26 protein-coding genes and 2 tRNA genes are annotated in these 25,304 nt (G+C 53.0%); 10 read left to right on the forward strand and 18 right to left on the reverse strand.

The genetic code is table 11. From position 1 onward, the window contains the following. Nucleotides 1-366 precede the first annotated feature (366 nt). On the reverse strand, nt 367-1,572 hold the full coding sequence (locus SIB68_RS11645) for a cob(I)yrinic acid a,c-diamide adenosyltransferase (protein WP_063400793.1): 1,206 nt from the start codon (nt 1,570-1,572) through the stop codon (nt 367-369). A gap of 76 nt (nt 1,573-1,648) precedes the next feature. Here SIB68_RS11645 and larE point away from each other — a divergent pair, with 76 nt between their 5' ends. Beyond that, entirely contained in the window at nt 1,649-2,488 is an 840-nt protein-coding gene (gene larE, locus SIB68_RS11650; protein WP_063401123.1) for an ATP-dependent sacrificial sulfur transferase LarE, read from the forward strand. A 340-nt stretch (nt 2,489-2,828) separates the two neighbouring features. Here larE and SIB68_RS11655 read toward each other — a convergent pair whose 3' ends face one another. Continuing rightward, nucleotides 2,829-3,056, reverse strand: coding sequence for a hypothetical protein (locus tag SIB68_RS11655; RefSeq protein ID WP_063400792.1), 228 nt, complete (start codon nt 3,054-3,056; stop codon nt 2,829-2,831). An 842-nt stretch (nt 3,057-3,898) separates the two neighbouring features. On the opposite strand from SIB68_RS11655, the gene SIB68_RS11660 reads away from it, so the two are divergent. Beyond that, complete coding sequence (locus SIB68_RS11660) at nt 3,899-4,156, forward strand: hypothetical protein (RefSeq protein WP_236069070.1); 258 nt, start codon at nt 3,899-3,901, stop codon at nt 4,154-4,156. Between the two features lie 150 nt (nt 4,157-4,306). Here the strand turns inward: SIB68_RS11660 and speD are convergent, their stop codons facing one another. After that, a complete protein-coding gene (gene speD, locus SIB68_RS11665) occupies nt 4,307-4,780 on the reverse strand; it encodes an adenosylmethionine decarboxylase (RefSeq protein ID WP_063400790.1) in 474 nt (157 codons plus the stop codon). Nucleotides 4,781-4,807: 27 nt separating this feature from the next. Then, nucleotides 4,808-5,905 (reverse strand): DNA replication/repair protein RecF, encoded by a 1,098-nt coding sequence (gene recF / locus SIB68_RS11670; RefSeq protein WP_236069132.1) that lies wholly within the window; start codon nt 5,903-5,905, stop codon nt 4,808-4,810. A gap of 108 nt (nt 5,906-6,013) precedes the next feature. Here recF and SIB68_RS11675 point away from each other — a divergent pair. Next, a tRNA-Arg gene (locus SIB68_RS11675) sits at nt 6,014-6,087 on the forward strand. Nucleotides 6,088-6,278: 191 nt separating this feature from the next. Here the strand turns inward: SIB68_RS11675 and SIB68_RS11680 are convergent. From SIB68_RS11680 to SIB68_RS11715, 8 genes are all read right to left on the reverse strand, one after another. Continuing rightward, nucleotides 6,279-6,761 (reverse strand): hypothetical protein, encoded by a 483-nt coding sequence (locus tag SIB68_RS11680; protein WP_063400788.1) that lies wholly within the window; start codon nt 6,759-6,761, stop codon nt 6,279-6,281. Further along, nucleotides 6,733-9,747 (reverse strand): phosphoenolpyruvate carboxylase, encoded by a 3,015-nt coding sequence (gene ppc, locus SIB68_RS11685; protein ID WP_196757140.1) that lies wholly within the window; start codon nt 9,745-9,747, stop codon nt 6,733-6,735. Before ppc ends, SIB68_RS11680 begins: the two co-directional genes overlap by 29 nt. Further along, nucleotides 9,744-10,886 carry a glutamate--cysteine ligase gene (gshA, locus tag SIB68_RS11690; protein WP_063400787.1) on the reverse strand — a complete coding sequence of 381 codons (1,143 nt, stop codon included), beginning with the start codon at nt 10,884-10,886 and terminating at the stop codon, nt 9,744-9,746. Before gshA ends, ppc begins: the two co-directional genes overlap by 4 nt. Beyond that, nucleotides 10,883-12,403 carry an anthranilate synthase component I family protein gene (locus SIB68_RS11695; RefSeq protein ID WP_063400786.1) on the reverse strand — a complete coding sequence of 507 codons (1,521 nt, stop codon included), beginning with the start codon at nt 12,401-12,403 and terminating at the stop codon, nt 10,883-10,885. The genes gshA and SIB68_RS11695 overlap by 4 nt, the downstream gene beginning before the upstream one ends. Nucleotides 12,404-12,467: 64 nt before the next feature. Beyond that, nucleotides 12,468-12,896, reverse strand: coding sequence for a photosystem I reaction center subunit II PsaD (locus SIB68_RS11700; protein ID WP_063397570.1), 429 nt, complete (start codon nt 12,894-12,896; stop codon nt 12,468-12,470). Between the two features lie 118 nt (nt 12,897-13,014). Then, entirely contained in the window at nt 13,015-14,409 is a 1,395-nt protein-coding gene (locus tag SIB68_RS11705; protein ID WP_155724982.1) for a HAMP domain-containing histidine kinase, read from the reverse strand. Further along, nucleotides 14,406-15,689, reverse strand: coding sequence for a rod shape-determining protein RodA (gene rodA / locus SIB68_RS11710; protein ID WP_063401121.1), 1,284 nt, complete (start codon nt 15,687-15,689; stop codon nt 14,406-14,408). The genes SIB68_RS11705 and rodA overlap by 4 nt, the downstream gene beginning before the upstream one ends. A 2-nt stretch (nt 15,690-15,691) precedes the next feature. After that, nucleotides 15,692-16,768: an Mrp/NBP35 family ATP-binding protein gene (locus SIB68_RS11715; protein WP_063400784.1), complete on the reverse strand. Its 1,077-nt coding sequence runs from the start codon at nt 16,766-16,768 to the stop codon at nt 15,692-15,694. Nucleotides 16,769-16,898: 130 nt separating this feature from the next. Between SIB68_RS11715 and hemF the strand changes: the two genes are divergently transcribed. Next, the gene (hemF, locus tag SIB68_RS11720) at nt 16,899-17,975 is read left to right on the forward strand and encodes an oxygen-dependent coproporphyrinogen oxidase (RefSeq protein WP_063400783.1); all 1,077 of its coding nucleotides are present in this window, start codon (nt 16,899-16,901) and stop codon (nt 17,973-17,975) included. Here hemF and SIB68_RS11725 read toward each other — a convergent pair. Beyond that, nucleotides 17,902-18,732: an N-acetylmuramoyl-L-alanine amidase gene (locus SIB68_RS11725; RefSeq protein WP_236069068.1), complete on the reverse strand. Its 831-nt coding sequence runs from the start codon at nt 18,730-18,732 to the stop codon at nt 17,902-17,904. The two genes, hemF and SIB68_RS11725, sit on opposite strands and share 74 nt — an antisense overlap. A 60-nt stretch (nt 18,733-18,792) precedes the next feature. Continuing rightward, entirely contained in the window at nt 18,793-19,347 is a 555-nt protein-coding gene (locus SIB68_RS11730; RefSeq protein WP_063400781.1) for a cofactor assembly of complex C subunit B, read from the reverse strand. Between the two features lie 313 nt (nt 19,348-19,660). Here SIB68_RS11730 and SIB68_RS11735 point away from each other — a divergent pair, with 313 nt between their 5' ends. Continuing rightward, nucleotides 19,661-19,882 (forward strand): hypothetical protein, encoded by a 222-nt coding sequence (locus SIB68_RS11735; protein ID WP_155724981.1) that lies wholly within the window; start codon nt 19,661-19,663, stop codon nt 19,880-19,882. Beyond that, on the forward strand, nt 19,882-20,526 hold the full coding sequence (locus tag SIB68_RS11740; RefSeq protein ID WP_063401120.1) for a ribonuclease D: 645 nt from the start codon (nt 19,882-19,884) through the stop codon (nt 20,524-20,526). Before SIB68_RS11735 ends, SIB68_RS11740 begins: the two co-directional genes overlap by 1 nt. 15 nt (nt 20,527-20,541) lie before the next feature. Here the strand turns inward: SIB68_RS11740 and SIB68_RS11745 are convergent, their stop codons facing one another. Then, complete coding sequence (locus SIB68_RS11745; RefSeq protein WP_011131069.1) at nt 20,542-20,811, reverse strand: hypothetical protein; 270 nt, start codon at nt 20,809-20,811, stop codon at nt 20,542-20,544. Between the two features lie 40 nt (nt 20,812-20,851). Beyond that, entirely contained in the window at nt 20,852-22,099 is a 1,248-nt protein-coding gene (locus SIB68_RS11750) for a lipid-A-disaccharide synthase-related protein (RefSeq protein WP_063400780.1), read from the reverse strand. A gap of 54 nt (nt 22,100-22,153) precedes the next feature. Between SIB68_RS11750 and SIB68_RS11755 the strand changes: the two genes are divergently transcribed. Next, nucleotides 22,154-22,224 (forward strand) — tRNA-Cys (locus SIB68_RS11755). 127 nt (nt 22,225-22,351) lie between these two features. Here SIB68_RS11755 and SIB68_RS11760 read toward each other — a convergent pair. Both SIB68_RS11760 and SIB68_RS11765 read right to left on the reverse strand, forming a co-directional pair. Further along, nucleotides 22,352-22,618 (reverse strand): hypothetical protein, encoded by a 267-nt coding sequence (locus SIB68_RS11760; RefSeq protein WP_063400779.1) that lies wholly within the window; start codon nt 22,616-22,618, stop codon nt 22,352-22,354. 730 nt (nt 22,619-23,348) lie between these two features. Next, a complete protein-coding gene (locus SIB68_RS11765) occupies nt 23,349-23,750 on the reverse strand; it encodes a recombinase family protein (RefSeq protein ID WP_236069066.1) in 402 nt (133 codons plus the stop codon). A gap of 500 nt (nt 23,751-24,250) precedes the next feature. Between SIB68_RS11765 and SIB68_RS11770 the strand changes: the two genes are divergently transcribed. From SIB68_RS11770 to SIB68_RS11780, 3 genes are all read left to right on the forward strand, one after another. Then, entirely contained in the window at nt 24,251-24,412 is a 162-nt protein-coding gene (locus tag SIB68_RS11770) for a hypothetical protein (RefSeq protein WP_155724717.1), read from the forward strand. Beyond that, nucleotides 24,413-24,679 (forward strand): hypothetical protein, encoded by a 267-nt coding sequence (locus tag SIB68_RS11775; RefSeq protein ID WP_063400777.1) that lies wholly within the window; start codon nt 24,413-24,415, stop codon nt 24,677-24,679. Between the two features lie 284 nt (nt 24,680-24,963). Further along, nucleotides 24,964-25,230 (forward strand): hypothetical protein, encoded by a 267-nt coding sequence (locus tag SIB68_RS11780; protein ID WP_063400775.1) that lies wholly within the window; start codon nt 24,964-24,966, stop codon nt 25,228-25,230. The last annotated feature ends 74 nt before the right edge of the window (nt 25,231-25,304 follow it).

The raw sequence follows: 25,304 nt of genomic DNA on the forward strand, positions 1-25,304 counted from the left end.
ACAACAGGAGTCTTGGCGTTCCATGATCAGTTGCTTCACCTGGCATCTTGACCTCCTTATTGGGGGACCCCGGCAAGTTCTAATGACTTGTCTATTAGCACCAACCTAGCCCTTTTGGGACATTGTCGTCAACAATAATGTTTAGGCTTACGAATTGCTCATATCCCCTGTGGTGCAGTGGATTTGCCCTGATTTACTCTTGCGGGTTTATTGTGATCAAGTCTCAGCTGTCTCCTTTGGGATTCAAGTCAAAGGTTTCGCTGTTGTTTTTGCAGTCACTTCTATCGAATTTTGGCCTCATAGGCCTCCAAAAGAAACGAATGAAAGCTTTTTGGCATCACTGTATTTTTGCAGTATCACAGCATGCTAATAATCTACCCCTCGTTTTAGCTCCACTCCTAGCTCGGCATAGTGCTTGTGGCATACCATCTCTGAGTGGACTCCGGCTAGATCGAAGTAGGCAGGTTGGTTTTTGCAGCGCCCGGTGATGATCACTTCGGTTTCGGCCGGCTTACGCAGCAGGGTTTGAACAATCGGCTCCACAGGAATTAATTCAAGATCCACGCTGGGATTAAGTTCATCGAGGATGACAGTTTTATAGAGCCCACTGGCGATGGCGGCTCTAGCGATCTCCCAGGCGCGCTCTGCTTCGACGTAATCGATCGGTTGTTGTTGACCTCGCCAGACGATGGCATCACGGCCGGAGCGAAGATGATCAACAAGATGGGGGTAGCTTTCTCTTAGGGCCGCAATGGCAGCATCTTCCGTGTAGCCATTGCCACCTTTCAGCCACTGCAAGATCAACACGCGATGGCTTTTGTCTTGGCTGATGCCGCGGCCAATGGCCTGTAGGGCCTTGCCTAGGGCACTGGTGGACTTGCCTTTGCCCTCACCGGTGTAGATCTCAATCCCACCGGTAGGAAGGAAGGGAATAACGCCATCAGCCTGAGGCTCCGGACGACGATGGGCGCGCATTTCGGAATGCAGATCGGCCACCTCAACCAGGGCTCTTGGAGCGGCTCGTCCGGTGACGATGATTTCCATGCCGTCAGGTCGGTCGGTGAGTGTTTTGACCACATCTTCAACAGCCAGCAGGCCTAGATCCAGCACGGGATTGAGTTCATCAAGCACAACGACTGAATAGAGGGCGCTGGCGATGGCTCCCTTGGCGATGTCCCAGCCGCGTTGGGCTTCTTGGCGATCAAAACGGGTAGCGTCCTCGGCGATGAAAAATTCACCCCGACCTGTGCGCACTTGGTCGATCAGGTGAGGGAAGCCCTGTTGCAGTGCCTCAATGGCAGCATCTTCGTCGTAGGCGCGGCCTGGGCCTTTTAAGAATCGAAGCAACAGCACCCTGGTTCGTCGTTGCTCGCAGATCCCGAGCCCGATGGTGCGTAGGACAACACCAAGAGCGGCCTGACTTTTGCCTTTCCCCTCGCCGTCATAGATGTGCAGTTGACCATGACTGCGTTCATTGCTTTCAGCTGCGGTCGCGATGCCAATCCCACGTCTTTTGCTGCTTGATGTTTGGCGATTGCTGGGTGTCTTGGATGCTGCCGCCTGCGAAGTCATTGACGGGTCCTCTACGGTTGGAGCTTAACGAGATCGATGGGCTGAGAAGGTGGTTGCTGGGACGGCTGGCGCAGCGGTGTTTCGGCAGTTGGAACCGCTGTCAGATCGTGAGCATGCCCAGTTGCAGATGTTGCGCAAGTGTCTTGCCAGTTTTAGACGCGTGTGTGTGGCCTATTCCGGCGGAGTTGATAGTGCACTAGTGGCGGCGATTGCTCGGGAACAACTTGGACCTCAAGCCTTTGCTGTGACAGGGGTCTCTCCTGCACTGGCCCCTGAGCTTCTCGATGAAGCACGTCAGCAGGCTGCCTGGCTTGAGATTCGTCACCAGGAATGCATGACTCAGGAATTGGATGATCCGGCCTATAGCAGCAATCCCACAGACCGCTGTTTTGCTTGTAAACGTGAATTACATCGGCATCTGGGCCCGATTGCGCAATCAGCCGGTGGAGCTCAGGTGGTGGATGGCGTGAATCACGACGACTTGGGAGAGCATCGACCTGGCATTGAGGCGGGCCGTCAGGCGGGTGTGCGTTCTCCGCTGGCTGAATTGGAGATTGGCAAGGATGGTGTACGCCAGATCTCACGATCTCTTGGCTTCCCTTGGTGGGATAAGCCTGCGCAGCCCTGCCTGGCTTCTCGTTTTCCCTATGGCAATAGCATCACCGCTCAACGATTGCGTCAGGTTGGTCTGGCTGAAGCCTGGTTAAGAACGCTTGGTTTTGCTGAGGTGCGAGTGCGCAGCCAGGGCTTGGCTGCACGCATTGAAGTTCCTGCTGACCGGATTGAGGATGTGGTGCTTGAGTTGGATCGTGAGCAGGTTGTTGCGCATTTCCTTGCGCTGGGTTTCACCTCCATCAGCCTTGATCTGGAAGGTTTGGTCAGTGGCAAGCTCAATCGCACTGGCCAAGTGCATTGAAGGCGTGGAATGGCTTACGGCTTTATTCCTTTCGCGACTCCTCTTGACTGCGTTGCCATCGGCGGGAGATTGAGCTTGATGCTCTCGCTGATGCCATAGGCCATAACCTGGAAGGTCGTTACTCGCTGCTTTTACAGCTGGGCGAGTAGGGCAACAACAGCTTGTCCGGTGCTTTATGGAGAATCTGCTCGTTAGAGCTAGCTCTGCCGACTGTTGAGCCACGCTGGCTCACAAGGGTGTCGCATAAGGGAGGCTGTTGAGATGCCCTATCCCTTTGTCGGTCTGGATCTTGACAACACAGGCAAAATCGAGAATTTCTTCTTCAGTACGGAGAACAGCTTCAGTTGCGATTGGAGCTTGATTCAGGGCGCGCAGAGCGAACACCAGTCGTTGTCTTGCTGCTTGGTTGTTGGCGGTTAATCAGGTTTTGTTGGCGATGAGGCTTTGCGGCGAGGGATGCCTCAATCCGCAGGACCTCTGCTTCACGAATGGCTGTGTTCTTATCCAAGTACTCAATGCTGTTTGGGTGTGCTGGTGGCAAAGCTTCGGCTGCGCTTCCAGCTCGCAAACAATACAGACTTTTGCAGAATCAACCATGAGCATTTCTGCACATCAAATTCAAGCTGCTAGAGAGGCCACTTGGGAGCCACATTGGTCGGAGAATTAGCAGTTTTTGCCTGCTGACGACTTGGTTCTGCTTGCTTAGACCTAGATCAGGAGTCCGAGGACGTCGAAACCCTGAAAACCTGTCCTGGACTTGAGGGCATCCAACGCGGGACCCTTCTTCATGGCAGTTGTTTGCTCTACTTACAGAGCAAATGCATAGGTTCGAGATGCTTGTGCTCAAACTCACCGCTGGCATTGAGCCAGGACACTGCGTTTTTAAAGAGGTTGGGTGAATCTATTGATAGCGGTGAAGGATGAAAACAAAAAGTCGCCACCGCTCTAGGGGGGAGAAAATAAATAAGCAAAAGCCCCGACTATTGGCGGGGCTTTTTGATGCTTAGTTGTTGAAGTTCCCTGATAGGAAGAGGTTTGGCTTGTTTCGCAAGGGCTGGTGGAACTAACAACATTTAGGTGAAACGAAGCTTTCAATGCTTTTAATCAGACAATAGAGATGATGGCTAACCATTCTTCATCTTTGGCTTAGGTTTCATCTCCTCTTGTCTGCATCCCTATACATTGCTTATGGCTTAAAGGTGGAGAGTAAACCGAACCTGTGTTCATGTTGAACCATTCTCTCGCTCCTGGGTTTGCATTGACTAGGCTATTATCTCACTTTTTTAAATATCCAGTGTTGGTTGTGGTTGTAGATAAGTGTTTGGAACGACTTGGCCAAATGGTTAGAGCGTTATGGTCACTTTTTCGCTAGACCATTTCTCTGTACTCAAATACTTTTCAATGCTTGTTATGAAGCCTACAGCGGAACTACTGAAGCAGTCTCAAGAAGAACTCAGTCAAACAGAATTAGCGATTCAAGGCCTGGAAAAACAGCTAGGGCTAATGAACAAAAGGTTTGATGAACTGAATGGAATGGTGATTGGGTTGGGGCAAGTTCTTGCTTTAGAAGAGAGAAAGAGAAACGGTGATCAGAAAAGGGAAGAGCAACGGTTGAGGTTGGAAGAAGAATATTTGGATAAGTTTGAGCATGACAGGAGGCTTGACTAGTCACCAGCCTCTGAATCTCAAGCCACCACGAACCGGAAGGTGGATGAATGGGGCAATGTGAGAAGGCGTTGAGATAAAACTTGCCTTCTAGAAGTGCCAGTAACGACCACTCAATCACTTCAGTATTGGTTTCAGAAGGTCTCTAGATGATTAAGCCTTTGGATGGCGTACTGCGGTCGCTAGAGCTGCTGGTGTTTCCCGTTGGAAGCTCTTTAATGCATGGCTTTTGGCGCAAAGTTCCTGGCGTAAGAGCTCACAAGCTTGTTCCGGCATCGTTTGATCGCCGCAAGTGAAGACATCCACCGCCGCATAACCATTCTCAGGCCATGTGTGGATGGAAAGATGCGATTCAGCTAGAAGGGCAAGCCCTGTGACCCCCTGAGGCTCAAATCGGTGGGTGATCAGATTGAGAAGAGTGGCACCAGCACGCTTGGCTGCTGTTGTGATCGTGGTTCTCAGAAAGGCTTCGTCATTGAGCTTGGCGTGATCGCAGTCATAAAGCTCGAGGATGCAGTGCTTGCCCACCATGTCGGTGGCGCTGTGATTGATGGAGCTTGTGTTGTCTTGGCAATTGGTGTCTTCCCATCCTGGATTGGGATGCAAGCAAGACAGGGTTCTCTCCATCAAGGCAATAAAAATCAGCTCGCCACCTTAGCGGACCTCTTCCGATCGATTTAAAGATCCTGCTTCGATGATCTGTGATTGTTGTTGCCATTCATCTTGGAAGCCTTCCAAGTGGGTCGCGCTAACGAGGCACTGATGTTTCTCTCCTACAGCCTCGAGCAGCAGCAACTGTCTGCCGGGATCCAGTTCCGCAAGAACGTCATCCAATAACAGCAGAGGGGGTTCACCGCAGAGTTCGCCTACGAGTTCTAGTTCGGCAAGCTTGAGCGCCAGCACCACGGTTCGTTGTTGTCCTGCTGAGCCAAAGCGGCGCGCTTCTGAATCGTTGAGTAGCAATCTCACCTCGTCGCGGTGAGGACCGATCCGGCAACTTCCTAACCGTTCCTCCTCACTGCGCTGGCCGAGGAGTTGCGTTTCGATCGCCAACCTCCAAGGTTCTTCCGCTTCCTCACCTTCGAGTTGGCTGCCTGGCTGATAGTCGAGTCGCAACCCTTCTTTGTGTTTGCTGAGGGTTTCCTGCCATCGGGCTGCAAGTGGTTCAAGGCGGGCGAGAGCTCGACTGCGACGTCGATGAATGCGTGTGCTCACTAAAGCCATCTGTACATCGAAGGCATCCAAGAGGGAATCACGCTCCTGAATCGGGATGTGGCGCCACTGACGCCACAGCTGGCTTCGCTGACGCAGCAGCTTGTTGAAGCGACTGATCAGATCTGAATAGATCGGTTCAAGTTGTTGTACGACGCGATCAAGCCATTGGCGCCGCAGGGCAGGCTCGCCTCGAACGAGATTGAGATCGAGAGCGCTAAACCCCACGCAACGCAGTGGACCGATTAGATCCAATTGGCGGGTGAGCGTTTTGCCGTTGCGGCGGGCTTGTCGACCTCCTTGCCGCCGCAATTCCAGTTCGAGCTTCTCAGTGTCATCAGCGATGGCGCGAAGTAGGGCCCGCTGTTCTTCCCAGTGGATCAAGTCTTGATCGCTGCTGGCGCGATGCGAGCGCAGGCTGCCGAGTAGCTCTACGGCTTCGAGAAGGTTGGATTTGCCGATGCCGTTGGGGCCAATGACCAGCAGCCGATTTCCCGTCAACTCCAGCTGAAGCCTGCTGTAATTGCGATACCCCTGCAGTTCGAGCTGGTGAAGCCGAATCGGTCTTGGAGCGGCATGAGGTTAAGGTACCTTGATTGAGGGGGCTTGAGAGTTGCTCTCATATAGCGGCATCCAGCCGATATTTGTGGGCATGTAGCTCAGTTGGATAGAGCATCAGATTCCGGTTCTGAGGGTCGGGGGTTCGAGTCCCTCCATGCTCGTATTTGCTTTAGCTCCCATACTCTTCTAGAGCTTTCAGTGGCATCGTTCAGTTGAGGAGCTGATCTCAATTCAGGTTGTAGTCGGTCAAGCAAAGATGGCCAGATTGCTGCAGTTCTCTCGCCATGCTTGGGTCAAAAGCGTGGTTTAGATCGCTGCAGGAAGGATCCAATAACGATGTTGACTCGACGACTTAGCGGAGTCGATAACTCATCGCTCTTATGCCATCTGGATCAATAATGAAGCCTTGATCCTTCAATGCTTTGAGGGAGATGGAAGGTGCCAATATTGAGATGCTGCAACCAGGCATAATTCGGCGCAAATTGTCAAGCGCTTGATGTACGAGAACTGCAAGCAATTGTGCTTGTAATGAGCCGGGTTGGGCGACGAGATTCCAGAGGTTGACATTGAGGCCATGGTCGCTTGTGGCGCGCACAAAACCAACCAGGGTTCCTTTTTCTTGTTCAATAATGCTTAGATGCCAAACGCTTCGCTCAAAGGCCAGGGCCCATTGCTCTGAAGTGTGGGTGGCTTCTCTGCAACGAGCGAGAAGTTTGTTGAGTGCTTGAGGATTGGGTGGCTGTTCAAGGTCTAGCCGGAAGCCGGGGGGGAGTTCGGGCTGTTGAAGAAAGGCAAGCAAGGTGGTTTCAACCGGTGTTGCGCATGCCTGCAGCAATGCCGTTAATGGTGAGCAGTGCGCCTCTTAGCAGTTCGCTGCGGCTGTAAGTGCGACCATCGCCAGCATCGTTCATGGGTGGCTGCCGGTTCTGATCACGCAGCTTGCGAAGCAGGGCCACTTGCAGAAACCCAAGGGGCACGATCGTGCGATTGCGAAGATCGACTGATAGCTGTAGGGCGGGATCGGCCGCGAGCAACCTGGGTTGTCCTGTGATGTTTAAGACCAACCGGCGAGTGAGGCTGTACTCCGTTTCGATGATCTCGAAGATACGGTTAAAGGCTTCACGGTAATCTTCGCGGCCAAGGCTAGTCATGTAGTGATGGGCCAGGTCTAGGTCTACTTTTGAAAGGGTCATCTCCACCTTGGAGATCAGCATTCGGAAGAATGGCCAGCGTTGGTGCAGTCTGCGTAGAAGGTCAAGCTGGTCAGCGTCTGATTCGACTTCAGCGGCTAAGGCTGTTCCAACGCCAAACCAGCTCGGTAGCAGGAATCGACTTTGCGTCCAGCCAAATACCCAGGGGATCGCTCTCAGACTAGAGAGGTCCTTGGCGCCGCTTTTGCGTCGAGCAGGACGGCTGGAGATTTGCAATTTGCTGATTTCTTCGATCGGCGTGACCTGTTGGAAGAAGGCCACCAGATCAGGGTTGTTGTGGACGAGGGCCCGATAGTGCTCACGTGAACGGCCAGCCAGTCTGGTCATCAGTTGATTCCAACTTGGGGTGGCATCTAGCTGGTTGGTTACCAGACTGTTTTGCAGGACGGCCGTTGTGAATGTTTCTAGGTTGTAAAGGGCTAGCTCGGGCAGGCTGTATTTCGATGCCAGTACTTCTCCCTGCTCAGTGATCTTGATTCGGCCGCGCACGGTTCCGCTTGGTTGGGCAAGGATTGCTTGGTAGGCAGGGCCACCTCCTCTGCCAACAGATCCACCGCGTCCATGGAAAAGGCGCAGAGCCACACCCTGGCGGTTAGCTAGATCTTGCAGGGCAATTTGGGCTTGATGGATCTCCCAATTGCTGGATAGAAATCCGGAGTCTTTGTTGCTGTCCGAATAGCCAAGCATCAGCTCCTGCAGAGGTTGGACCTGTTCGCTGACACGAGGGAGCAAATTGCGGTAGACAGGTGAACTCAAAAGTGCCTCCATTACTGCTGGAGCCCGCTGGAGATCCTCTACGGTTTCGAAGAGGGGCACCACAAGCAGTTCGGCATGGCCAGCAGCCGGATCCACGAGGCCGGCTTCTTTGGCTAGCAGCAGCACCTCGAGTAGATCGGAAACTGTGTGACTCATTGAGATCACATATGTGCGGCAGATTCGGCTGCCGAATTCCTCCTGCAGTCGGTGCAGCATGCGAAACACGGCCACCGTTTCTGCTGTACTGGGCGACCAGATAACGGCAGAGGGGATCAGGGGGCGGCGAGTCTGTAGTTCCTCCATTAACCATTGCACTCGCTCATTTTCGGCCATGTCGCCATAGGCCTTAGGGAGGTTTAGGTAGCGGGTTAATTCGTCGAGAGCATCGCTATGGCGATTGCTCTCCTGGCGGATGTCAAGGCTGGCTAGTGAGAAAGCGAAGATGTGGACCTGATTTAAGAGGGTATCCAGAGGCTCACAGCTCAGATCTGTGCTGACCAGGCTGTTGCGGATCAGTTCTAGGTCGCTGCGGAATTCTGCTACTGATTTGTAGTGAAGGGCTTCTCCCGCATTAATTAGATTGGGGCTGGGGTTTAGGCCTTCTGGTGGGGTTTGCCAGCCTGCTTCGGCCAATTGCTGGTTGCGTTGTTGAGTGAGTTTCAACCTCTCCAGGGTGTAGCTGAGTTTGAGGCGATAAGGCTCGAGTCGATAGCGGGCTGCGCGTTCCTCGTAAACCTCGGGGAATCGAAGCCGGTCCATTTCCAGTGACTCCAACAGTGGAGTGCTTACCTGGCTCCATTGCATGGAGATGCTGAGTTGATCACGGAGTTTTTGAACGGCATTGACATAGCGCTCCAGCATCAGCTGACGTTGATAACAGGCGGTGCGCCAGGTGATTTCTGGCGTAACGGAAGGATTGCCGTCTCGGTCTGATCCAACCCAAGATCCAAAAGTGCAGAAGGCAGCTTGTGGAATGTGTACGTCCGGATAGCTCTCGGCCATTGCAGTGATCAGGCGACGCCGTAGCTGGGGCATGGCATCAAAAAGCACCTGTTGGAAATAGTGGAGGGCGTAATCCACCTCATCCAGAACGGAGGGCTTGAACTGATGAAGCTCATCGGTCCGCCACCAGAGCCTGATCTCCTCCTCAAGCTGCAGTCTCAGGCTTTCTTTCTCAGATGTCGATTTTGTTGGATCTGATTGAAACTGCTGCAACAGGCTTGCAACCTTGCGTTGCTTATGGCGAACGGTATGACGGACGATTTCAGTGGGATGAGCAGTGAAAACTAGGCGGATATCCATCTCCTGTAGAAGGGTCTCCAGCTGAGCTGGTGGCACGTTGAGACGGCGAAGTCGTTCGAACAGCTCCCTGAATGTGGCTGGGTCTGTCTGCGTGGCGAGCGGTGGAGCAAAGGGGTCATAGGGTTTGTCTTGGCGGTTGTTTTCTTTGCCAGAGGACATACTTGCGAGGTAGCTGTCTTCCTCGATCCGTTGCTCGAGGATATTCACCAGTTGGAAATAGAGGGAGAAGGCGCGTGCTGCGGTGATCGCTTCTGCTAGGTCCATCTCTTGGATCAACAGCACGATTGCTCTGCTGGCACTGTTCTCATCTGCACCTTCAAGGGCCAAAGGTTCACTGAGTTGCTTTAGTCGAAGTAGTCGTTCTGCCTGATCCGGTGGACATTCGCTGCGTAGCACCGTTTGCCAAAGGTCTTCCACCAGTTCAAGGCGGTTCTGCAGTAAGCGTCCTGCCTGCTGCCCTTCTCCGATTGCTCTGGGCTGTTCGCAATCAGTTTTTTGGGCGGAAGACTGCTGCATCGATGCGCTAGTGGACTCAGGTTTGGCCATGATCATCCCAAAATGGCCTCGGCTTTGCTTGCGTTGAGCTCTTCGGCGTTCATTTCGGCAATGCTGTCTTGAATGACAGCCTCCACAGACTTGCCATCGGCATAGCTCTGTAGCCATTGCATGGCTTGATTGCCCTTATTTAGGACCCTATGCAGCGGTGCAAGTTGTTTCTCCAGACCTAGATCTCTACTGATCGGAATGATTCCCTCGAGCATTGTCTCGATCCAGGAGCGGCACAGGATGGGGCTCCCATCTCGCCAGTGGTGCAGGGTTGCGTCCAGGCTCATTTGAGCGACAGCAGAATCATTTGCATCACAAAGATCAGCAAGTTCATCGGTGGTTAGTCGACTCACTTTGAGTGGATCCAGTTGGCTTGGGTTCTGAAGAAGGCTGAGCACGCGCAGTTCGATTAGGGCAGTCACTGCAAGCAGAACATCGGGATCGGTGATTAAGTCGCAGATGCGCAGCTCTAGACGGTTGAGTTGATAGGGGCGGCGAGGTCCGTTTGGCCGTACTGAGGTCCATAGATGACGCTCATTTTGCATCGTGCCAGTGGCCAGTTGTGCTTCAACCCAAGCGACATAGTCAGGATGGTTTTGGAAGAGTGGTACCCGCTCTGGAGTGAGTGGAAATTGCAGCCATCGCTGAGAGTGGCTTCCCGTGGGCTGGCCATCGAGGAAGGGGGAGCTTGCACTCAGGGCAAGAAAGAGGGCTGCTTCACAACGCACCAAGCGCAGCGCAGCAAAGAGCAGCGGTAGATCTTCAAGCCCTAGGTTGATGTGAACACTGGTGGTGACCACCCTGGTGCCGTAGTTGGCCTCAATCAAATCGTGATAGGGGTTGAGCGGATCAGATCGTTCAAAGTGATGACTGTCTCCCAGGCTGAGGGTGCTCCCAGGAATCAATGTGAGCTGCCGTGGAACCAACCATTGGCGCAGTCTTCGCCTCGGAGCCAACAGGGCTTCCCTCAATGGGCCGTAGTGTTGATTTGGCTCAGTGATGTATTCCAGATTTCGGTGGTCTGGTTCTGTGACGAAATCAGCAAGATCACTTGCTGCGGCAGTAGCTACGCCGACGTGCTCACCGCTGAAGCGTCCTGTGAACAGCTCCACTTCGAACCCCTTAAGTAGCAGCCTGGTATTCATGACTTGTGGGACTCGAGGCAGGCCAGGGCTGTGAGCATTCCCCTTGCCTTGTTGAGGGTCTCTTCGTATTCCTTAGTGGGGATGGAATCGGCCACCACACCAGCGCCTGCTTGAACCTTGACTTGCCAGCCGCCTTCAGGATGGGGCCGCACAATCATTGTGCGAATGGTTATAGCGGTATTCAGGGCACCATTGAGATCGATGGACCCATACACACCTGAATAGGGTCCTCTTGAATCGGGTTCGAGCTCATGAATGAGCTGCATGGCTCTGATTTTTGGGGCGCCACTGACCGTGCCTGCTGGGAATGAAGCCATGAGTAGATCCCAAACATCCTTGCCTTTGGCAAGCACACCTTCCACTGCACTGACGATGTGCATGACGTGGGAATATTTCTCGATCACCATCAGATCTTTCACCGTCACACTGCCAGGCCTGCAAACGCGTCCAAGGTCATTGCGGCCAAGATCAACCAACATCACATGCTCGGCACGTTCCTTGGGATCGGCTATCAAGTCTGCTTCAAGCTTGCGGTCTTCAAGTTCGTTGCCGCCACGCGGTCGCGTGCCGGCAATAGGCCGAAGGCTGGCCTTAATGCCATCGGCGACAGGCTCTGCCTTGACCATGACTTCCGGGCTTGAGCCAATCAGCTGCCAGTCGCCGAAGTCAAAGAAAGCCATATATGGAGAAGGATTCACCATTCGCAGACTTCGGTAGAGCTCAAGTGGCTGTTGAGGAACTCTGGTCTCCAGCCGTTGACTGATCACAAGCTGGAACACATCCCCTGCGGCGATGTGTTGCTTGGCCGTTTGAACTGCCTCCTCAAAGCCTTGTTGGCTGTAGTTGCTGATGGTGGGAGGTGGAGATTGACCTTTTGGTTGCCATTGCAGTGGCTGAATCGGCGCAAGTGGTTCCGCCATGCACTTTTCTAGATCTTGAATGCGTGCTTGCGCCTGATCCCAAGCTTCGTTAGCCGTTTGCTCGCCACTCAGGTCTGCGTATGCCACGGCAGTGATGAGGCGTTTGACTTGATCAATGATCAAGATGCTGTCCATCAGCATCCAGATGCCATCAGGCGGATCGTTGTTGTCCCTTAAGTGAACGGGCACTGTGGGTTCAACCCACTTGATCAGTTCAAACCCCCACATTCCATAGAGCTGGCCAAGGGGGGGTAGGCCTGGCAGGGTTGCGGTGCGATAAGGAGCAAGCCATTGCCTGAGCCCTTCAAAAGGGTTGCCGATGGCTTCATCGGTTCGTCCTTCTCGCCAACGACGTGTGAGGTGTTCCCCTCGGCAGGTGGCTGTCCAAAGTGGATTGCAGGCCACCACACTCCAGCGCCCAAGAGTTTCACCCCCTTCGACCGATTCAAGTAAAACCCCAGGGGGATGATCTGCCCCAACTTTTAACCAAGTTGTGAGAGGGGTCTCCAGATCCGCTGGCCAACTGCGGGCCAAAGGAATGAAATTGGCACCACTAGCAGCCATCTCAAAGAAATGGTCACGATCAGAGCTGAGCATGAGGGAATCTTCGCAGCTGGTGCCGATTGGTTGAAGATCCCCGTACCCTTCAGGCGAAAGGGACTCAGGCGTCGTAGGTGTTGCGCCCGCTGAATTTTAATTTCGCTGGATTGGCGTTTTCTCCGATCCGGCGATTATTGACGTTCACCATAGCCCTCCCTTCATTGACTTTCTCGGGGAATACGCCGTCTTTTGGATGCAGGAATTCGGTGTCACCACCTGGGAAGACGCGATAAATTTTGTAGTCTTCAATCTTGGGTTTGAATGTACGCAGCTGAGTGCCTAATGCGAGGCATTGTTCTTTGCGAGCGAAATACATGAGGTTCTCGCCCTCATTCATTTCAGCTGCGCCGCCAGTGGGTAGTTCGAACGCCTGAGCTGTTGAGCTGCTCCAAGTGATGGCGTATTTCTCTTCGGTTTCAGCGGAATTTAGAAGGCCCCCGGTGCTCCCTAGATACTTGGGATACTGACCTGTTAACGCCGTTGCTGTCATGAGTAACCTCGAGAATCGGCATACCGTTACTGGTGAAAAGTAGCACTGCGTTTTGTGCCCTATGGCACTGATTGGCAGCAAGCTTCACACCCGTCAACATTGTGGCTTGTTTTGGAGTTCAAAGTTTTTCCTCAGCGATGGGAAAAAATACTGTGAGCCCTTTGTCCCGACGCTGTGTTAGCCACCCACCCAAGCTGGCCAGCATTCGTTGGGTTGCAGCTTGGCTGAGTTGCAGGCTGCCGGTTTTGGGGTCCCAGCTCAGCACTGGGCCTAGAGCAGCCTTTTGATCCCTACTGCTGGCTCCTTGATCTTCATGATTTGGTATTTGGCTGAGGATTTGAAGCTTTAGGCGGGGGCCTGCAGGGCGAAGCGTGAGCGATAGGCTGCCACCTGCTGGCAGGCCGCGGCTCGTGCGATCAATTAATCCACCCAGCATCGGTTCAAGACGTCTTGGATCACTAAGAACTTCTGGCAAATCAGGGGTGATATCGATCTGGAGTCCTACCCCGCGGCGTTCGAGCTGCTGACGCCAGGCTGGATGAAGCATTGTCAGCATGGCGCCGAGGTCGGTATGGGCGAGCATGGACGCTTCTGGCGGCTGCCGCTGAAGTTCTGCGGCATGAAAAATGAGACCGAATCGATCAATTTGCTCAGTGCACTCAGCATCGATCTGTTTGAGACGGTTGACTACGACACCAGGAAGGTCCCTTCGCCTGAGCAGGGAGTGGATCAGGGTTCGGATGGTCGCTAGTGGGGTTCGCACCTCATGAGTGAGTGCCTCCAACAGAATGAGTTCAGCACTCGTTGCTTGATTGGCTTCTCCTCTGGACTTGGCCGGGTGTGATCTTTCAGGAATCGGTTGCAGTGTGAGACTTGGGGCCATGCCGGCCAACCGTTCCGCAAGTCGAGGCCAGAAGATTTTTTCTAGTTCAGGATTACTTTGTAAAGGTCCTAGGTTTGCCAAAGCCTGACGAAGCTCAATGGCATGGCCAGGGTCTTCGCTGTTCAGTCTCAGGTCCAGCATCTTCAAGAGATCACTGAGGGTTTCTGGATCACTGCGCATTAACAGATGGCGCTCTGCGGGTTTGCCATGCAGGGCCAGGGCAATTTGAACATCCGGGGTAATGATCAGCAGAAGGGGCTCATGACCATCGTTTTGGCGCAGTGGTAACCGTTGATAGCCCCCGACAGCTGAATTGCTTCTCTCATGGATTGATGACCTCACGCGACTGGGAGGCAAGAGGCCGCCTTGAGGAGAATGGAGTGTTTCGAGCTCGTCTGGTGCCCAGACCCATCCTTTTAAGCGTTCGAGCAGTCTTGGCTCATAGAGCGCAGGTAGGGGTGCTGCCAGCCAAAGCCCCTTTTCAGGATCCATGGGCAGCAGGATGTCGTCTTGCAAGGTGTCCAGAGCTGCCCACCACAGGCGTCGAACGGTGGCTTCATCGACGCGGCCAGGAGTGACACCTTCTGCAAGCCGTTGTTGGATTGTGGTGAGCGAGATGGAATCGCTCACCAGTTGTTGAGTCTTGTGTGGCTTCTGCGTGCCACCGAAAGGCAGAGTCCAAGTGCTACGAAGTTCACCACCATTGCTGAGCGGCCATAGCTCATAAATGGTAAGGGGATACCAGTGACAGGGCCAAGGCCAATGGTCATAAAGATGTTCACGACCACTTGGAACATCACCATCGTGGCGACGCCTATGACAACCAGTGATTCGAAGTCAGTGCGGGCTTCTCTGGCAACTTGTAGTAGGCGTCCCATGAGTAGCGCGAAGCCTGTTACGACAAGGATGGTCCCGATGAAGCCAGTTTCTTCCCCTAGGGCACTGAAGATGAAATCGGTGTGCTGCTCGGGGATGAAACGTAACTTGGTGAGTTGACCTTGCAGCAGCCCTGTGCCAAATAGCCCGCCAGAGCCAATGCCCACAGTGCTTTGCAGGAGGTGATAGCCACCACCTAGGGGGTCTTTGGTGGGATCGAGAAACAGCACTAGCCGTTCTCGTTGATAGTCCTTGAGGCCATGCAACCAAAGCCAAGGGGTGGTAACAGCCACGACTCCTTGCAGCGCCAAAGTGAGCGAAGCGGCCAGGCGTTTCCATGGCAGTGAGCGATAGGCCAGCAAACCCATCAGAGGGAGCCATGCGCAGAGAGTCCAAGGCCATAGCCCTGCAAGGAGTGCTGTGGCTAGAGGTGATAGGAGCAACAGGACCCATTCCCAGGGCATGTCAGCCCAATAGAGCATTGTCACTAGCAGGGCGCCGAACACGAGTGAACTGCCGAGATCCGGTTGCAGGAAGACCAGTGTCCAGGGCACAGAAATCACGGCCAAAGGCCTCATCAGGTCGATGGGGCGTTCTATCGGGTGGCGGTCGAGTACTGCTGCCAAAAGGAGTATTGCTGCCAGTTTGGCGAATTCAGATGGCTGAACATTCACCCCAGCGATGCTGATCCAGCGCTGAGCGCCTAGGGCGGAGGTGCCGATTAGGCGAACGGCTACCAGGCTCAGAACAGTGAGTGCGTAGAGGGGAATTAATAGCGGCCGCAGTCTCTGGACTGGCAATCGGGCCAGTAACAGAGCGACCAAGCATCCCAATCCAGCGGTGATCCAGTGGTGATACCAGTCGGCGTAATCAGCCTGTCTTTGAGTGCTGGCGATCAGGACGCCCGCAAGGATCACCATGGCCACTGGCACCCCCCAGAGCACTAGATCCAGTTCTTTCCACCATCTGCGTAGATGCCCATTAGAACGGAAGGACTTGCCACCATTGCGTCGCCGCCTCTGGCTTGAAAGCATGGTCAGTTGGCCTTGGAGGCGCAATCCAGAACTTGTTTGGCTAATTGCTTGAAGGCTTTGGCACTCACTGATTCGGGTCGGCTATGAACGATGGGGCTCCCTTCATTACCCCCCTCTTGCACAGGCATTTCCATAGGGATTTGTGCCAGCAGAGGGACATTGTTTTCCATCGCCAGCTGCTCTCCCCCTCCAGAGCCGAATAGGGCGTAACGACGCTCTGGTTGATCGGGAGGTACGAAGGCGGTCATGTTTTCGACCACGCCGAGCACGTTGATGCCCATTTGCTTGAACATTGCCAGTCCTCGGCGAGCATCCTGCAGTGAAACTTTCTGGGGGGTGGTGACAATCACCACCCCCGCAATAGGAACTGCCTGCGCTAGTGACAACTGTGCATCGCCAGTGCCTGGAGGTAGATCGACCACCAAAACATCTCGCTCCCCCCAGTAGGCCTGATAGAGGAATTGGCGGATAATCCCGTTCAGCATCGGGCCGCGCCAGATCACTGGTTGGTTCTCCTCGATTAGCAGACCCATCGACACCATGGCTATCCCATGACTTTCGATCGGGATGATGCATTGCTCAGCACCGTTGCCGCTCACCTCAGGCGTGCGATCAGCGACTCCAAGCATGGTTGGAGTATTTGGTCCATAGATATCGGCATCGAGCAGTCCCACGCTTAGGCCCTCCTGGGCTAGCGCGCAGGCCAGATTGACGGCCACGGTGCTTTTGCCAACACCCCCTTTACCACTGCTTACGGCGACAATCTGCTGAATCCCTTGGATGGCCTGGGGCTCGGCAGATTGTCCATGGCCAGCCTGGCCTATAGGCCCCTGGCTGGCAGTCTCCCCAATTTCAATCTGCACCTCACTGATGCCGTTGAGCTCTAGTAGTGCTTGTCGAGCTTCTTGTGCCAATCGATCCCTTTGGCTTTGGGCAAATCCAGGCAAGGTGAGGCGGATGACGGCGCGAGGAGGAATGACACGGACCTGGTCAATCCAGCCCATTTCAAGAGCCGAGCGGCCGCTGCCTGAATCCTTGACTTGATCAAGCGCATTGTGTGCCTGCTCGGCCGTGGCCATGCCTTTACTTCAGGTGAGAGGATCCTATGTGTGGACTCTCGCGACAGTTCTCAAGGGCGATATCTGAAAAGACACAAAAACAGAGCTGTCCTGGTACAAAATACAACGCAATTCTATTACTGTTGTCTGCATTGTTCCTACTTTAATTGGCAAGCTTATGGGTGCTTCTGAGAATGTTGGTCAAGGTCCTCCTCCTCCTCACTCGCGCAAACGTGCACGTGAATTGGTACTCGGCTTGCAAGATGAGATCTGTAATGAACTGGAGAGTCTGGATGGTGGCCAATCTTTTAGAACTGACAGTTGGGAGCGGCCTGAAGGTGGTGGTGGGCGATCCAAGGTGATGCGTGAGGGCCGAGTTTTCGAACAGGGCGGCGTTAATTTCTCTGAGGTGCACGGCGAGGAGTTGCCTCCGTCGATTTTGAATCAGCGACCTGAGGCAAAGGGGCATCCCTGGTTTGCTACCGGCACTTCGATGGTGCTACACCCGCGCAATCCCTATGTACCTACGATCCACCTTAATTACCGCTATTTCGAGGCGGGGCCGGTGTGGTGGTTTGGTGGTGGCGCTGACCTCACGCCGTTTTATCCCTACCTGGAAGACGCCCGCCATTTCCATCGCGTTCACAAGCAGGCTTGTGACACGGTTGGACCTGAGCTCCATAAGGTCTTTAAACCTTGGTGTGACGAATATTTCTATCTGAAGCACCGTGGGGAGACACGTGGTGTGGGTGGAATTTTTTACGACTACCAGGATGGATCTGGAGTGCTTTACAAAGGTCAAAACTCTGAGGGGCCCGCTGCACAGGTCTCACGGGAGTTAGGGCCTCATCCGAAGAGCTGGGAACAGTTATTTGAGCTGGCCAAGGCTTGTGGGAAGGCTTTCTTGCCGGCTTATGTGCCGATTGTGGAGAAACGTCAGGAGCAGGCCTATGGCGATCGAGAACGTCAATTCCAGTTGTATCGCCGTGGGCGATATGCGGAGTTCAATCTGGTCTGGGATCGGGGCACGATTTTCGGATTGCAAACCAATGGTCGAACTGAGTCGATCTTGATGTCTTTGCCACCACTGGCTCGTTGGGAGTATGGATATGTCGCACCAGCTGATTCAAGGGAGGCTTTGCTCACTGATTTGTTTACTCGACCTCAGAATTGGTTTGAGGATTCGACGTTGGAGGAGCGTTGTCGACCACACCAGGCGGTGGATTAGAAGACGTCTTCCCACGTACTCCCAGCATCAAAGCATCGGTGACTTTAAGGGCGATGGCTTGAATGGTTGCTTCTCTGGTTTTGGGGTTGCGGAGATTTGCCTCCAGACTCCCTTCCAGCATTCCGATCTCAAGGATGCTGATCCCTCGTCGTGGTCCACCAAGGCCTCCCCGAAAGAATCTGGGAAATCGACCGAAGCTCTGAGCAAGACTTTCATCCACTCGGTTGAGGTTGCGATTGAGGGCCGGGATTAGTCCAGATCCATATCCATGCGGGCTGTATGCATCGAAGTGAATCTCTAGGATGTAGTCGCCCTGCCTGGAAAGGCGGCGGGCTACGGACCAGTTGGTACGTGGATCGCTCGCTTTAGCAATTGAGAGTGCTCCTGGGTCGTAGCCGATGATATTGAGCCCTTTTTGCTTGCTGAGGGCAACGACTGCATCGCGTACTTTCCGGTTCCAAAAGAGTTCATCCCGCATGCGGGGATCCATCGGTGCTTCTCCCCTTTGATCAACTGCAGCACCTGGGGTTCCTGAGCCATGCATCCCCTGTGAGTCTGCATGTCCTGCCATGACAACAATCTTTAAAGAGGGAGACACAGGTTGGCGACCGACCCAATTGCCCCTTAAGCGCGTGCGGGGACCGGTGTTTAGCTCTGCAATCGGTGATTGAGACGGTGCTGTTCTTGAAGGAGATTCAATAGGTGGCGGAGATGGTGCTTCTGCGGAAGTGGCCGGGCAAAGCAAGCTGATCCCCAAGCTGAAAGCTTTGCTCAGAACCAATAGGCTCCTGCCTCTAGCGCTGAGATTTGAAATCACTCAGATTGGAGAGGATAGAAGAGAGCCATCGCTAGCCAGCTCAAGGGGCTGGGAGAGTTCCAATTCCATGGCAATCAGTTCGTCGCGATGGGCCCTCAGCCGCAGGGTGCTGCCTTCGTCGTCGCTGGCGCTGATCAAGCGAAGTTCAACGGCTTCAATGCGGTTGGCGCGATTGCTGTAGATCAATCCTGCGAGTGGGCCCAGACCAATAAGCAGAAGTGGCCACCAGTCCAGGAGGGGATAAAGCTGGCGGACAACCAGTCCAAGGCAGCCTGAACCAATGGCAGCGTATAGGGATAACAGGATTGCCAGCGATTGGCTGGAGGCAACGCTTCCACTGAAGCGAAGGACTTGTCTATCAGCATCGCCACTATCTTGCTTCCAGCCTCGTTCCTCCAGCCAGTGGATCATTCCATTGAGGACCTCTAGTGGGGGACGCGGTGAGTGAACATCTACAACCGTGGTTCGGTCTTTGCTTGCTGCCCGCAGAAAGAACACCAGGCCGATGGCCAGTAGCACTGTGAGTAGCAGGGTCGAGGAGAAGACCGCCGGCATCGCGTTCGTGCATGGGTGCTGATGTACCCATCTGTTCTAGGTCTTTACGATGCCATGGCAGGGCTCTATCAGTCGCTTTGCATCAGCCTTTGCTGAAGCGAGGAGCTGAAGCATGTGATTCGGTCGGATCAGGTTTTGGGCAGCGTTGCTTGGTGTTGCTGTATGAGCCTTGCTTAGCTCTTTAGAAAATTCAGGGCTTTTTGCAGCATGCCTTTCGAAAGCCGATGACGTGGCAGCCTCAGGGCTAGTTGATGCAAGATTCTTGCTTGATGGTTGACTGTTTTGAGCAAGGAGATCAGCAGCCTGGAGACGGTTGCTCCCAGATCGAGAAACTGTTGCGGTGGTTGAAAAAATCTTGCTTGATATCGGCCAGACAGTTCAGCGAGGGCATGCGTCGGATGCTCAAGGCGAGCGAGTGACCATGCCTGATTCAACCCAGTCTCGCCACCGTTTTCAAATCAGCAAAATGAGCAAGCCGGCGCTGTGGCGCTTCAGAGTGGTGAGGATCTGTCCTGGCCCTGCGCCATTTGCTTAATGGCCGACTTTTCTCAAGCTCCTGCAAGTTTTGTCGTTTTCGATGGGGATCTCGACTCAGACTGGGCGAATCGATATCTCAGAGCATCTGCGATTGCGGTAGACACTGAGGCCATGGGACTGATTCATGGCCGTGACCGCCTCTGTCTCGTGCAGATTTGTGACCCTGCCGACAATGTGGCATGCGTGCGGATTGGTTTGGGTCAGACGTCTGCCCCTCGCTTGCAAAAGCTCATGGAGGCCCCTTCTGTTGAAAAGGTGTTCCACTTTGCTCGCTTTGATGTGGCCGCACTTGCTAGCGGATTGGGCATCTCCGTTTTGCCCATTTTCTGTACGAAGGTGGCCAGTCGCCTTGCACGAACCTATAGCCCTCGCCATGGGTTAAAGGAGGTGGTGATGGAGTTGGTTGGAGTTGAACTGGATAAGCAGGCCCAGAGCAGTGATTGGGGACGGGTTGAGGAACTCAGCGATGTTCAGTTGGCCTATGCAGCCAACGATGCTCGATATCTGCTTCCGGCTAGGCAGCGTCTAGAAATGATGTTGCGACGTGAGGGGCGCTGGGAAATTGCGCAGCGTTGTTTCAGTTGTATTCCTGTGATCGCGGAACTGGATCGTTTGCGATTTACCCAGATCTTTGAACATTGACGAGTGTCGTGGGCTTTAGTCCTCAACCATGAAGTTCTCTTCACTGGCCACAGCTTCCAGAAGGCGGTCGAGTTGAGAACCTGAGGTGTTTTCTCCTTCTGTTGGGCGTGAGCGAGCCGCCTCAAGTAGACGTTCGGCAATGGCCTTGCGGCCTTCAAGATCCCTAACCTCCTCTCGACTTGCTGTCAGTTCAACCTTTCTTCGGGCCGAGGCAAGGCTAATGCTGAGGCAGCTGGCCAGTTCGGCGTAGATTTTCACTAAGGCATGGTCTTGCATGGCCGCCATGGCAGTGGTGCTGCAAGCGTTCAGTATCCGCTATGGCGTGTCAAACAGAGCGTTGTCTAGGTGCTCTCCTATGCCCTAATAAAAGCTGTGAGATTAGTGCTGCGAGTGCAGCACTGCCGCCAGCTGTTCCCATTCGTCTGTTGCCAATCCTTCCTAATCGTTGTCGAAGGGAGTCGTCTTTTAACAGTCTCTGAAGCCTGTCTGCCAGTTCTTCTTTGCTTTGACAGGGCAGTACGGCTCCTCCTAAGAGGCGACTTTGCCGTATGGCGAATTGTCGTTTGAATTGTGGTCCTGGTCCAGGCATCGATAAGGCCGGAATGCCTAGACCTACAAGTTGTTCTGTGGCGGTTCCAGCGGTGACAAGGCCCACTTCGGTCCAGGCCGCCCAGCGGTTGAATTGACCAGGCCCGAGCAGCAAGAGCTGTGTACCTTTGACCCAGCAGGCCTTGGCTCCCATGGTGTCGATGGGGGGGGTGGATGGTAGGTATCCATCGGTTCTGAGAATCGCTTCGAGCTGGTTGAGGCTGGGTTGGGAGCCAAAGGCTACAAGTACTGCTAGAGGTAAATCGCTATCGAGCTGGCCTAGGCCTTCAAGGAGTCGCTTGAAATTCGTGCCTGCTTCGGGCATTCGACTTCCACAGAGCAATAACAGTCGCCGGCATCGGTTGAGGGCGGCAGGACTTGATTCGACCTTGAATCCATCCATCATTGGGTTCCCAGGCGCCGTTGCGGCTACCCCGTGGCGTCGTAGTCCTCTGGCGGTGAGATGATCACGAACGGCAACCACTCGGCATCGCGAAGATCGCATTAGGGCCCATTCCCAGGGATCCCATTCACTGCCTTTGAGGCGGTGGTAGTGGTCGCTCAAGGCCCGGCCTGGTCCACTTCTCCAGGTGTAATCACTTTTCGGTGTGCCGATGAAGCCATAGGTTCCACCACTGCTCCATGCCATGAGCAGTGGCAACAGGTCTCCTACTGCCAGAATGGCTTTGCCAGCTTTGGCTGAGCGGCGCACACATCGCCACTGTCGCCAGCTGAGCAGAGTGAGTCCGGCGGCAAGATCAGCAATCAGGCCCCGCAAGCTTTGATTGCTGAAGCCACCACTTGGCAAGGGCGCTGAAGGGCCCAGGCGCTTAAGCCATCCAGCGGCTAAGGCATGTTCAAAAGCTTGTCCTACTCCTACGAGGGGAAGCACTTCAATGGGCAGATTCGGACATTTGCGATGGAGTGCCTCCAACACCCGTAGTGCAATCAGATCCTCGCCATGCCCGTTGCAAATCACGAGCAGAGAGCTAGCAGAGTGGCTGATACGATCCGCTGCAGGGAATTGAGTCTCCCTGGCGGCGGCATGGCCAAGTGGTAAGGCAGAGGATTGCAAATCCTTTATCCCCAGTTCGAATCTGGGTGCCGCCTTCGACAATGTCCTCCAAACAAGTCGCAGTAACTGGCGTGTTCTCGTCTTAGTTCTCTGCAAAAGCGGAAGGGGAGCGGAAGGGGAGTTGGGCTACTTCTCAATCAACGTTGTCACGATTCCACGAACTTAACGAATGAGATTAGCCTTGAAGAAACCGGAGCCAAGTCCAAACCATTTTTTCTTGTCTTGTAGGAAAGTAATCGCGAGTTCAAAGTCCATCAAGCCTTCATCCTCAATGACTTCTTTGGAGAGTCTTCCTTCGCTCTGTTTGGCATAGTTCTCATAAATTTCGTCCTTGCGGGATCCAAGAAAATCAACTATTTCTTGAAGAACATGATCTCGCCATACCTCTTTGCTCTCTTCGCTTAAAACTTGCTCGTGAGCGTCTTTCATATGAGGGCAATAAACCAGCTTTACTTAAGCTAACATCGCTCATGATCTTATTTACTCAATGGGCAGGAAATAAGAGCAAATAAGAAAATGGTTGAAGTACAATTCTCATTTTAACAGCGTAGGAGGAGGGTGTTCTTTGCTCTGCCGCCTTTTTTGAAGTTTGTTGATCTCTCATTATAGAGGCCATTGAATAGTTTTGATCGCTTAATTAGAAATGAGCTCTATCTTTATTCTTGTTCAACATATAAAGGGTTGGGGATTTTTATGTGTTTGGGGTTCTTTGTTGGTTCCTCTGTTGGATCCAACCAGTTAGCCGCCATCCTGAGACCATTGGCTGTCGCGGTTCTTGCTTGAGGCGAAGACCAGAGAAGGGCAACGATGAGGCCAAATAAGACTGTTTTCATTAATGGACGATTAACCTCTCAATGATCAGGGCGACAAATGCTCCTCTTAGGAAGGAAATCCACAGCAAGCCATAGTCAGACACCCCAAGCTTCTTCTTTTCACGTTCAATAGATCTTTTGTGTGCTTCGATCAGGTTCATGCGGCTAATGCTTCCTCTTTCATGATAATCCTGAGGATTGTTGAGAGTGCAAGACCTATTTATTTTCTAATAGATCGAAAAGAGCAACCTTGATCCCTTAACCTCATCACCAAACTCTCCTTTGCAGCATTTCTCTTGGACCGACCTCCAAATTTTCCTCCTGTTTTCAAGTGGTGGTGAATGTGCTCAAGTGTTTTTTTCACGGGTCAGCAAATGCTCTCCTTCAGCAAGACCAGAAAGAAGTCCAAGAAGGACTGGCGTCAATTTACCTATTGCTCTTGTGTTGAACAGGCTATCCGGTGTTCTGATATGGATGCCTTGCTTCTGAAGATCGTGGAGCCTTGCAATCGCCTCCACTTGGTTTCTTTCTAGTCGGTTCAACTTCACGACTAACAATTCATCACCTTCATCGGTTGTTGCTAAAGCAATTTGCAGTTGTGCTCTGCCCACTTCTTTCCCCCTAGTGCTGATGGCCTCGTGAAAGTTAAGACAGCACTCTGCTTCATTTAATGCCTCAGATTGATGATTGGCGCTCTGACATGAAGTGTTTGCTGGGGGGCTTTGCCTAAGCGCTTGAATGTCAATCAAAGGAATCGGCTTTACCTGCTGATGCTTTGATCCCGAATGCTCAGGATTGATTTAGGAGTCCTATGAGGCAGATATTCAGAAAATGAGGCCTGTACTTGAGGGCCTCCGAAGCGGTGCTCTATTTCAGGCTTGCCCCTAAGGCTCTTTATCTTTATGGGGGGGAGAACCTGTTGTGGTGAAAGAGACAGCATTCAACTCGGGTTGAGCTCTCTTGTCACCAATGAGGTGGTCATGATCATTGAGGTGAAAGCACTTGGTAAGTGGATTGACGTTTCTTCTTTTGTGGGCCTGCTTGCTCTTTGGAGGGTCAGAACATTGGCGCATGGTGCGATTGTTGCCATATGCGGGTATTGGATATACAGGTGGAGGTTGATGAGCTCTTGCCGAGTCCGAACAGACCTTGCTAGTACTGCCGTCCTTAAGCGAAGGTTCTGCAGAGCAGGTCACAAGTAATCCAAAGAGGTGGGGATATAGGATATTGATTCCTTCAGCGTCATCCAGTGGCAGAGAAAAAATCAGTGGCAGAAAAAAAAGGACAGGAGTTAGCGACTGTCTCCGTTTATTTGAATACAGGCATAGTTGCAGGTATTTTTGCGGTTGGATTCCTCGTTTCAGCGGTTCTGTTTGCTGCTATCACCTTGATTGCAAGGGCGGTTGTATAAGTGAAACGAGCGACAATTAAAGAGAGAATCATAGAGGTGGTCGATTTTGTGACAACCGAATCACCCTATCGATCAGCAACACAGGTATGGGTCAATGACTATGTGTCTTTTCAGCTGGGCTCATCGCCAGATCAATCTTTAAAGGAAGGAGATGAGTTGCTAACCATGTCTATTTATTGGAATACAGGAATAGGGGCAATTATCTTTGGTCTTGGTTTTGTAGTTACAACACTCTTGCTTGCAGGTGTGTCTTTGATTGCATGGTGATCTGAAGGGGGTAGAGCTTGATCCATGATCTTTGTTTATTCCTGCAAAGCATCAGGCCCTTCCTGGTTTTTCGTTGGGATTGGTGAGCTGCCCACTGCCACCTGATCAGTCTGGACAAAGCAATTCAATTGCACCAAGGCAAATGCAACGCTGTTGTGGAGTGAATGAAGTGCTGCTTGGGATATTGATTTGGTCTTGCTCTACCATCCTGGCGCTTTTTTGGAAGACCTAAAGCTGCTTTGAGCTCGAACAGCCTAGTGTTTGTTTAATCATCACTAGATTCAATGGCAAAGGACAACGGCAAGGGCAAGAAATCCAAGAAATCCAAGAAATGCGCGAGCTCCTCCGGTAGTAGGCGGATCCTTTGGTATGCATTTGGGGCTGGAGGTTTAGCCGCAAGGTGGATAGCAGCATTTGCTCTTTTGGCAATTGCGATCAAGTTGTATCCGCTTAAGCAGGAAGCAAAGTTTTTTAATGCCTGTATTGAAGAGACAAGGAACAGCGGTATTAGCGTCTCTGCAGCAGTTCGTTTCTGCAATGGAGGCACCTAAGGGAGGGGTTGCTTTGTTTGCTGAAGCTTGGATTTCACCCGGCTTGAAATTGCTTATCAGTCTGAGGTCGTAGA

It is taken from the genome of Prochlorococcus sp. MIT 1323, assembly GCF_047304905.1.
GTDB classification, from domain to species: Bacteria; Cyanobacteriota; Cyanobacteriia; order PCC-6307; family Cyanobiaceae; genus Prochlorococcus; species Prochlorococcus marinus_D.

Bases quoted from the DNA above. Each gene is read 5' to 3' on its own strand.
- SIB68_RS11645 (WP_063400793.1), bottom strand. From the start codon at position 1,572: ATGACTTCGCAGGCGGCAGCATCCAAGACACCCAGCAATCGCCAAACA.
- SIB68_RS11660 (WP_236069070.1), top strand. From the start codon at position 3,899: ATGAAGCCTACAGCGGAACTACTGAAGCAGTCTCAAGAAGAACTCAGT.
- speD (WP_063400790.1), bottom strand. From the start codon at position 4,780: ATGGAGAGAACCCTGTCTTGCTTGCATCCCAATCCAGGATGGGAAGAC.
- ppc (WP_196757140.1), bottom strand. From the start codon at position 9,747: ATGATCATGGCCAAACCTGAGTCCACTAGCGCATCGATGCAGCAGTCT.
- gshA (WP_063400787.1), bottom strand. From the start codon at position 10,886: ATGAATACCAGGCTGCTACTTAAGGGGTTCGAAGTGGAGCTGTTCACA.
- SIB68_RS11695 (WP_063400786.1), bottom strand. From the start codon at position 12,403: ATGCTCAGCTCTGATCGTGACCATTTCTTTGAGATGGCTGCTAGTGGT.
- SIB68_RS11700 (WP_063397570.1), bottom strand. From the start codon at position 12,896: ATGACAGCAACGGCGTTAACAGGTCAGTATCCCAAGTATCTAGGGAGC.
- rodA (WP_063401121.1), bottom strand. From the start codon at position 15,689: ATGCTTTCAAGCCAGAGGCGGCGACGCAATGGTGGCAAGTCCTTCCGT.
- SIB68_RS11715 (WP_063400784.1), bottom strand. From the start codon at position 16,768: ATGGCCACGGCCGAGCAGGCACACAATGCGCTTGATCAAGTCAAGGAT.
- SIB68_RS11730 (WP_063400781.1), bottom strand. From the start codon at position 19,347: ATGCCGGCGGTCTTCTCCTCGACCCTGCTACTCACAGTGCTACTGGCC.
- SIB68_RS11740 (WP_063401120.1), top strand. From the start codon at position 19,882: ATGGCCGACTTTTCTCAAGCTCCTGCAAGTTTTGTCGTTTTCGATGGG.
- SIB68_RS11745 (WP_011131069.1), bottom strand. From the start codon at position 20,811: ATGGCGGCCATGCAAGACCATGCCTTAGTGAAAATCTACGCCGAACTG.
- SIB68_RS11760 (WP_063400779.1), bottom strand. From the start codon at position 22,618: ATGAAAGACGCTCACGAGCAAGTTTTAAGCGAAGAGAGCAAAGAGGTA.
- SIB68_RS11780 (WP_063400775.1), top strand. From the start codon at position 24,964: ATGGCAAAGGACAACGGCAAGGGCAAGAAATCCAAGAAATCCAAGAAA.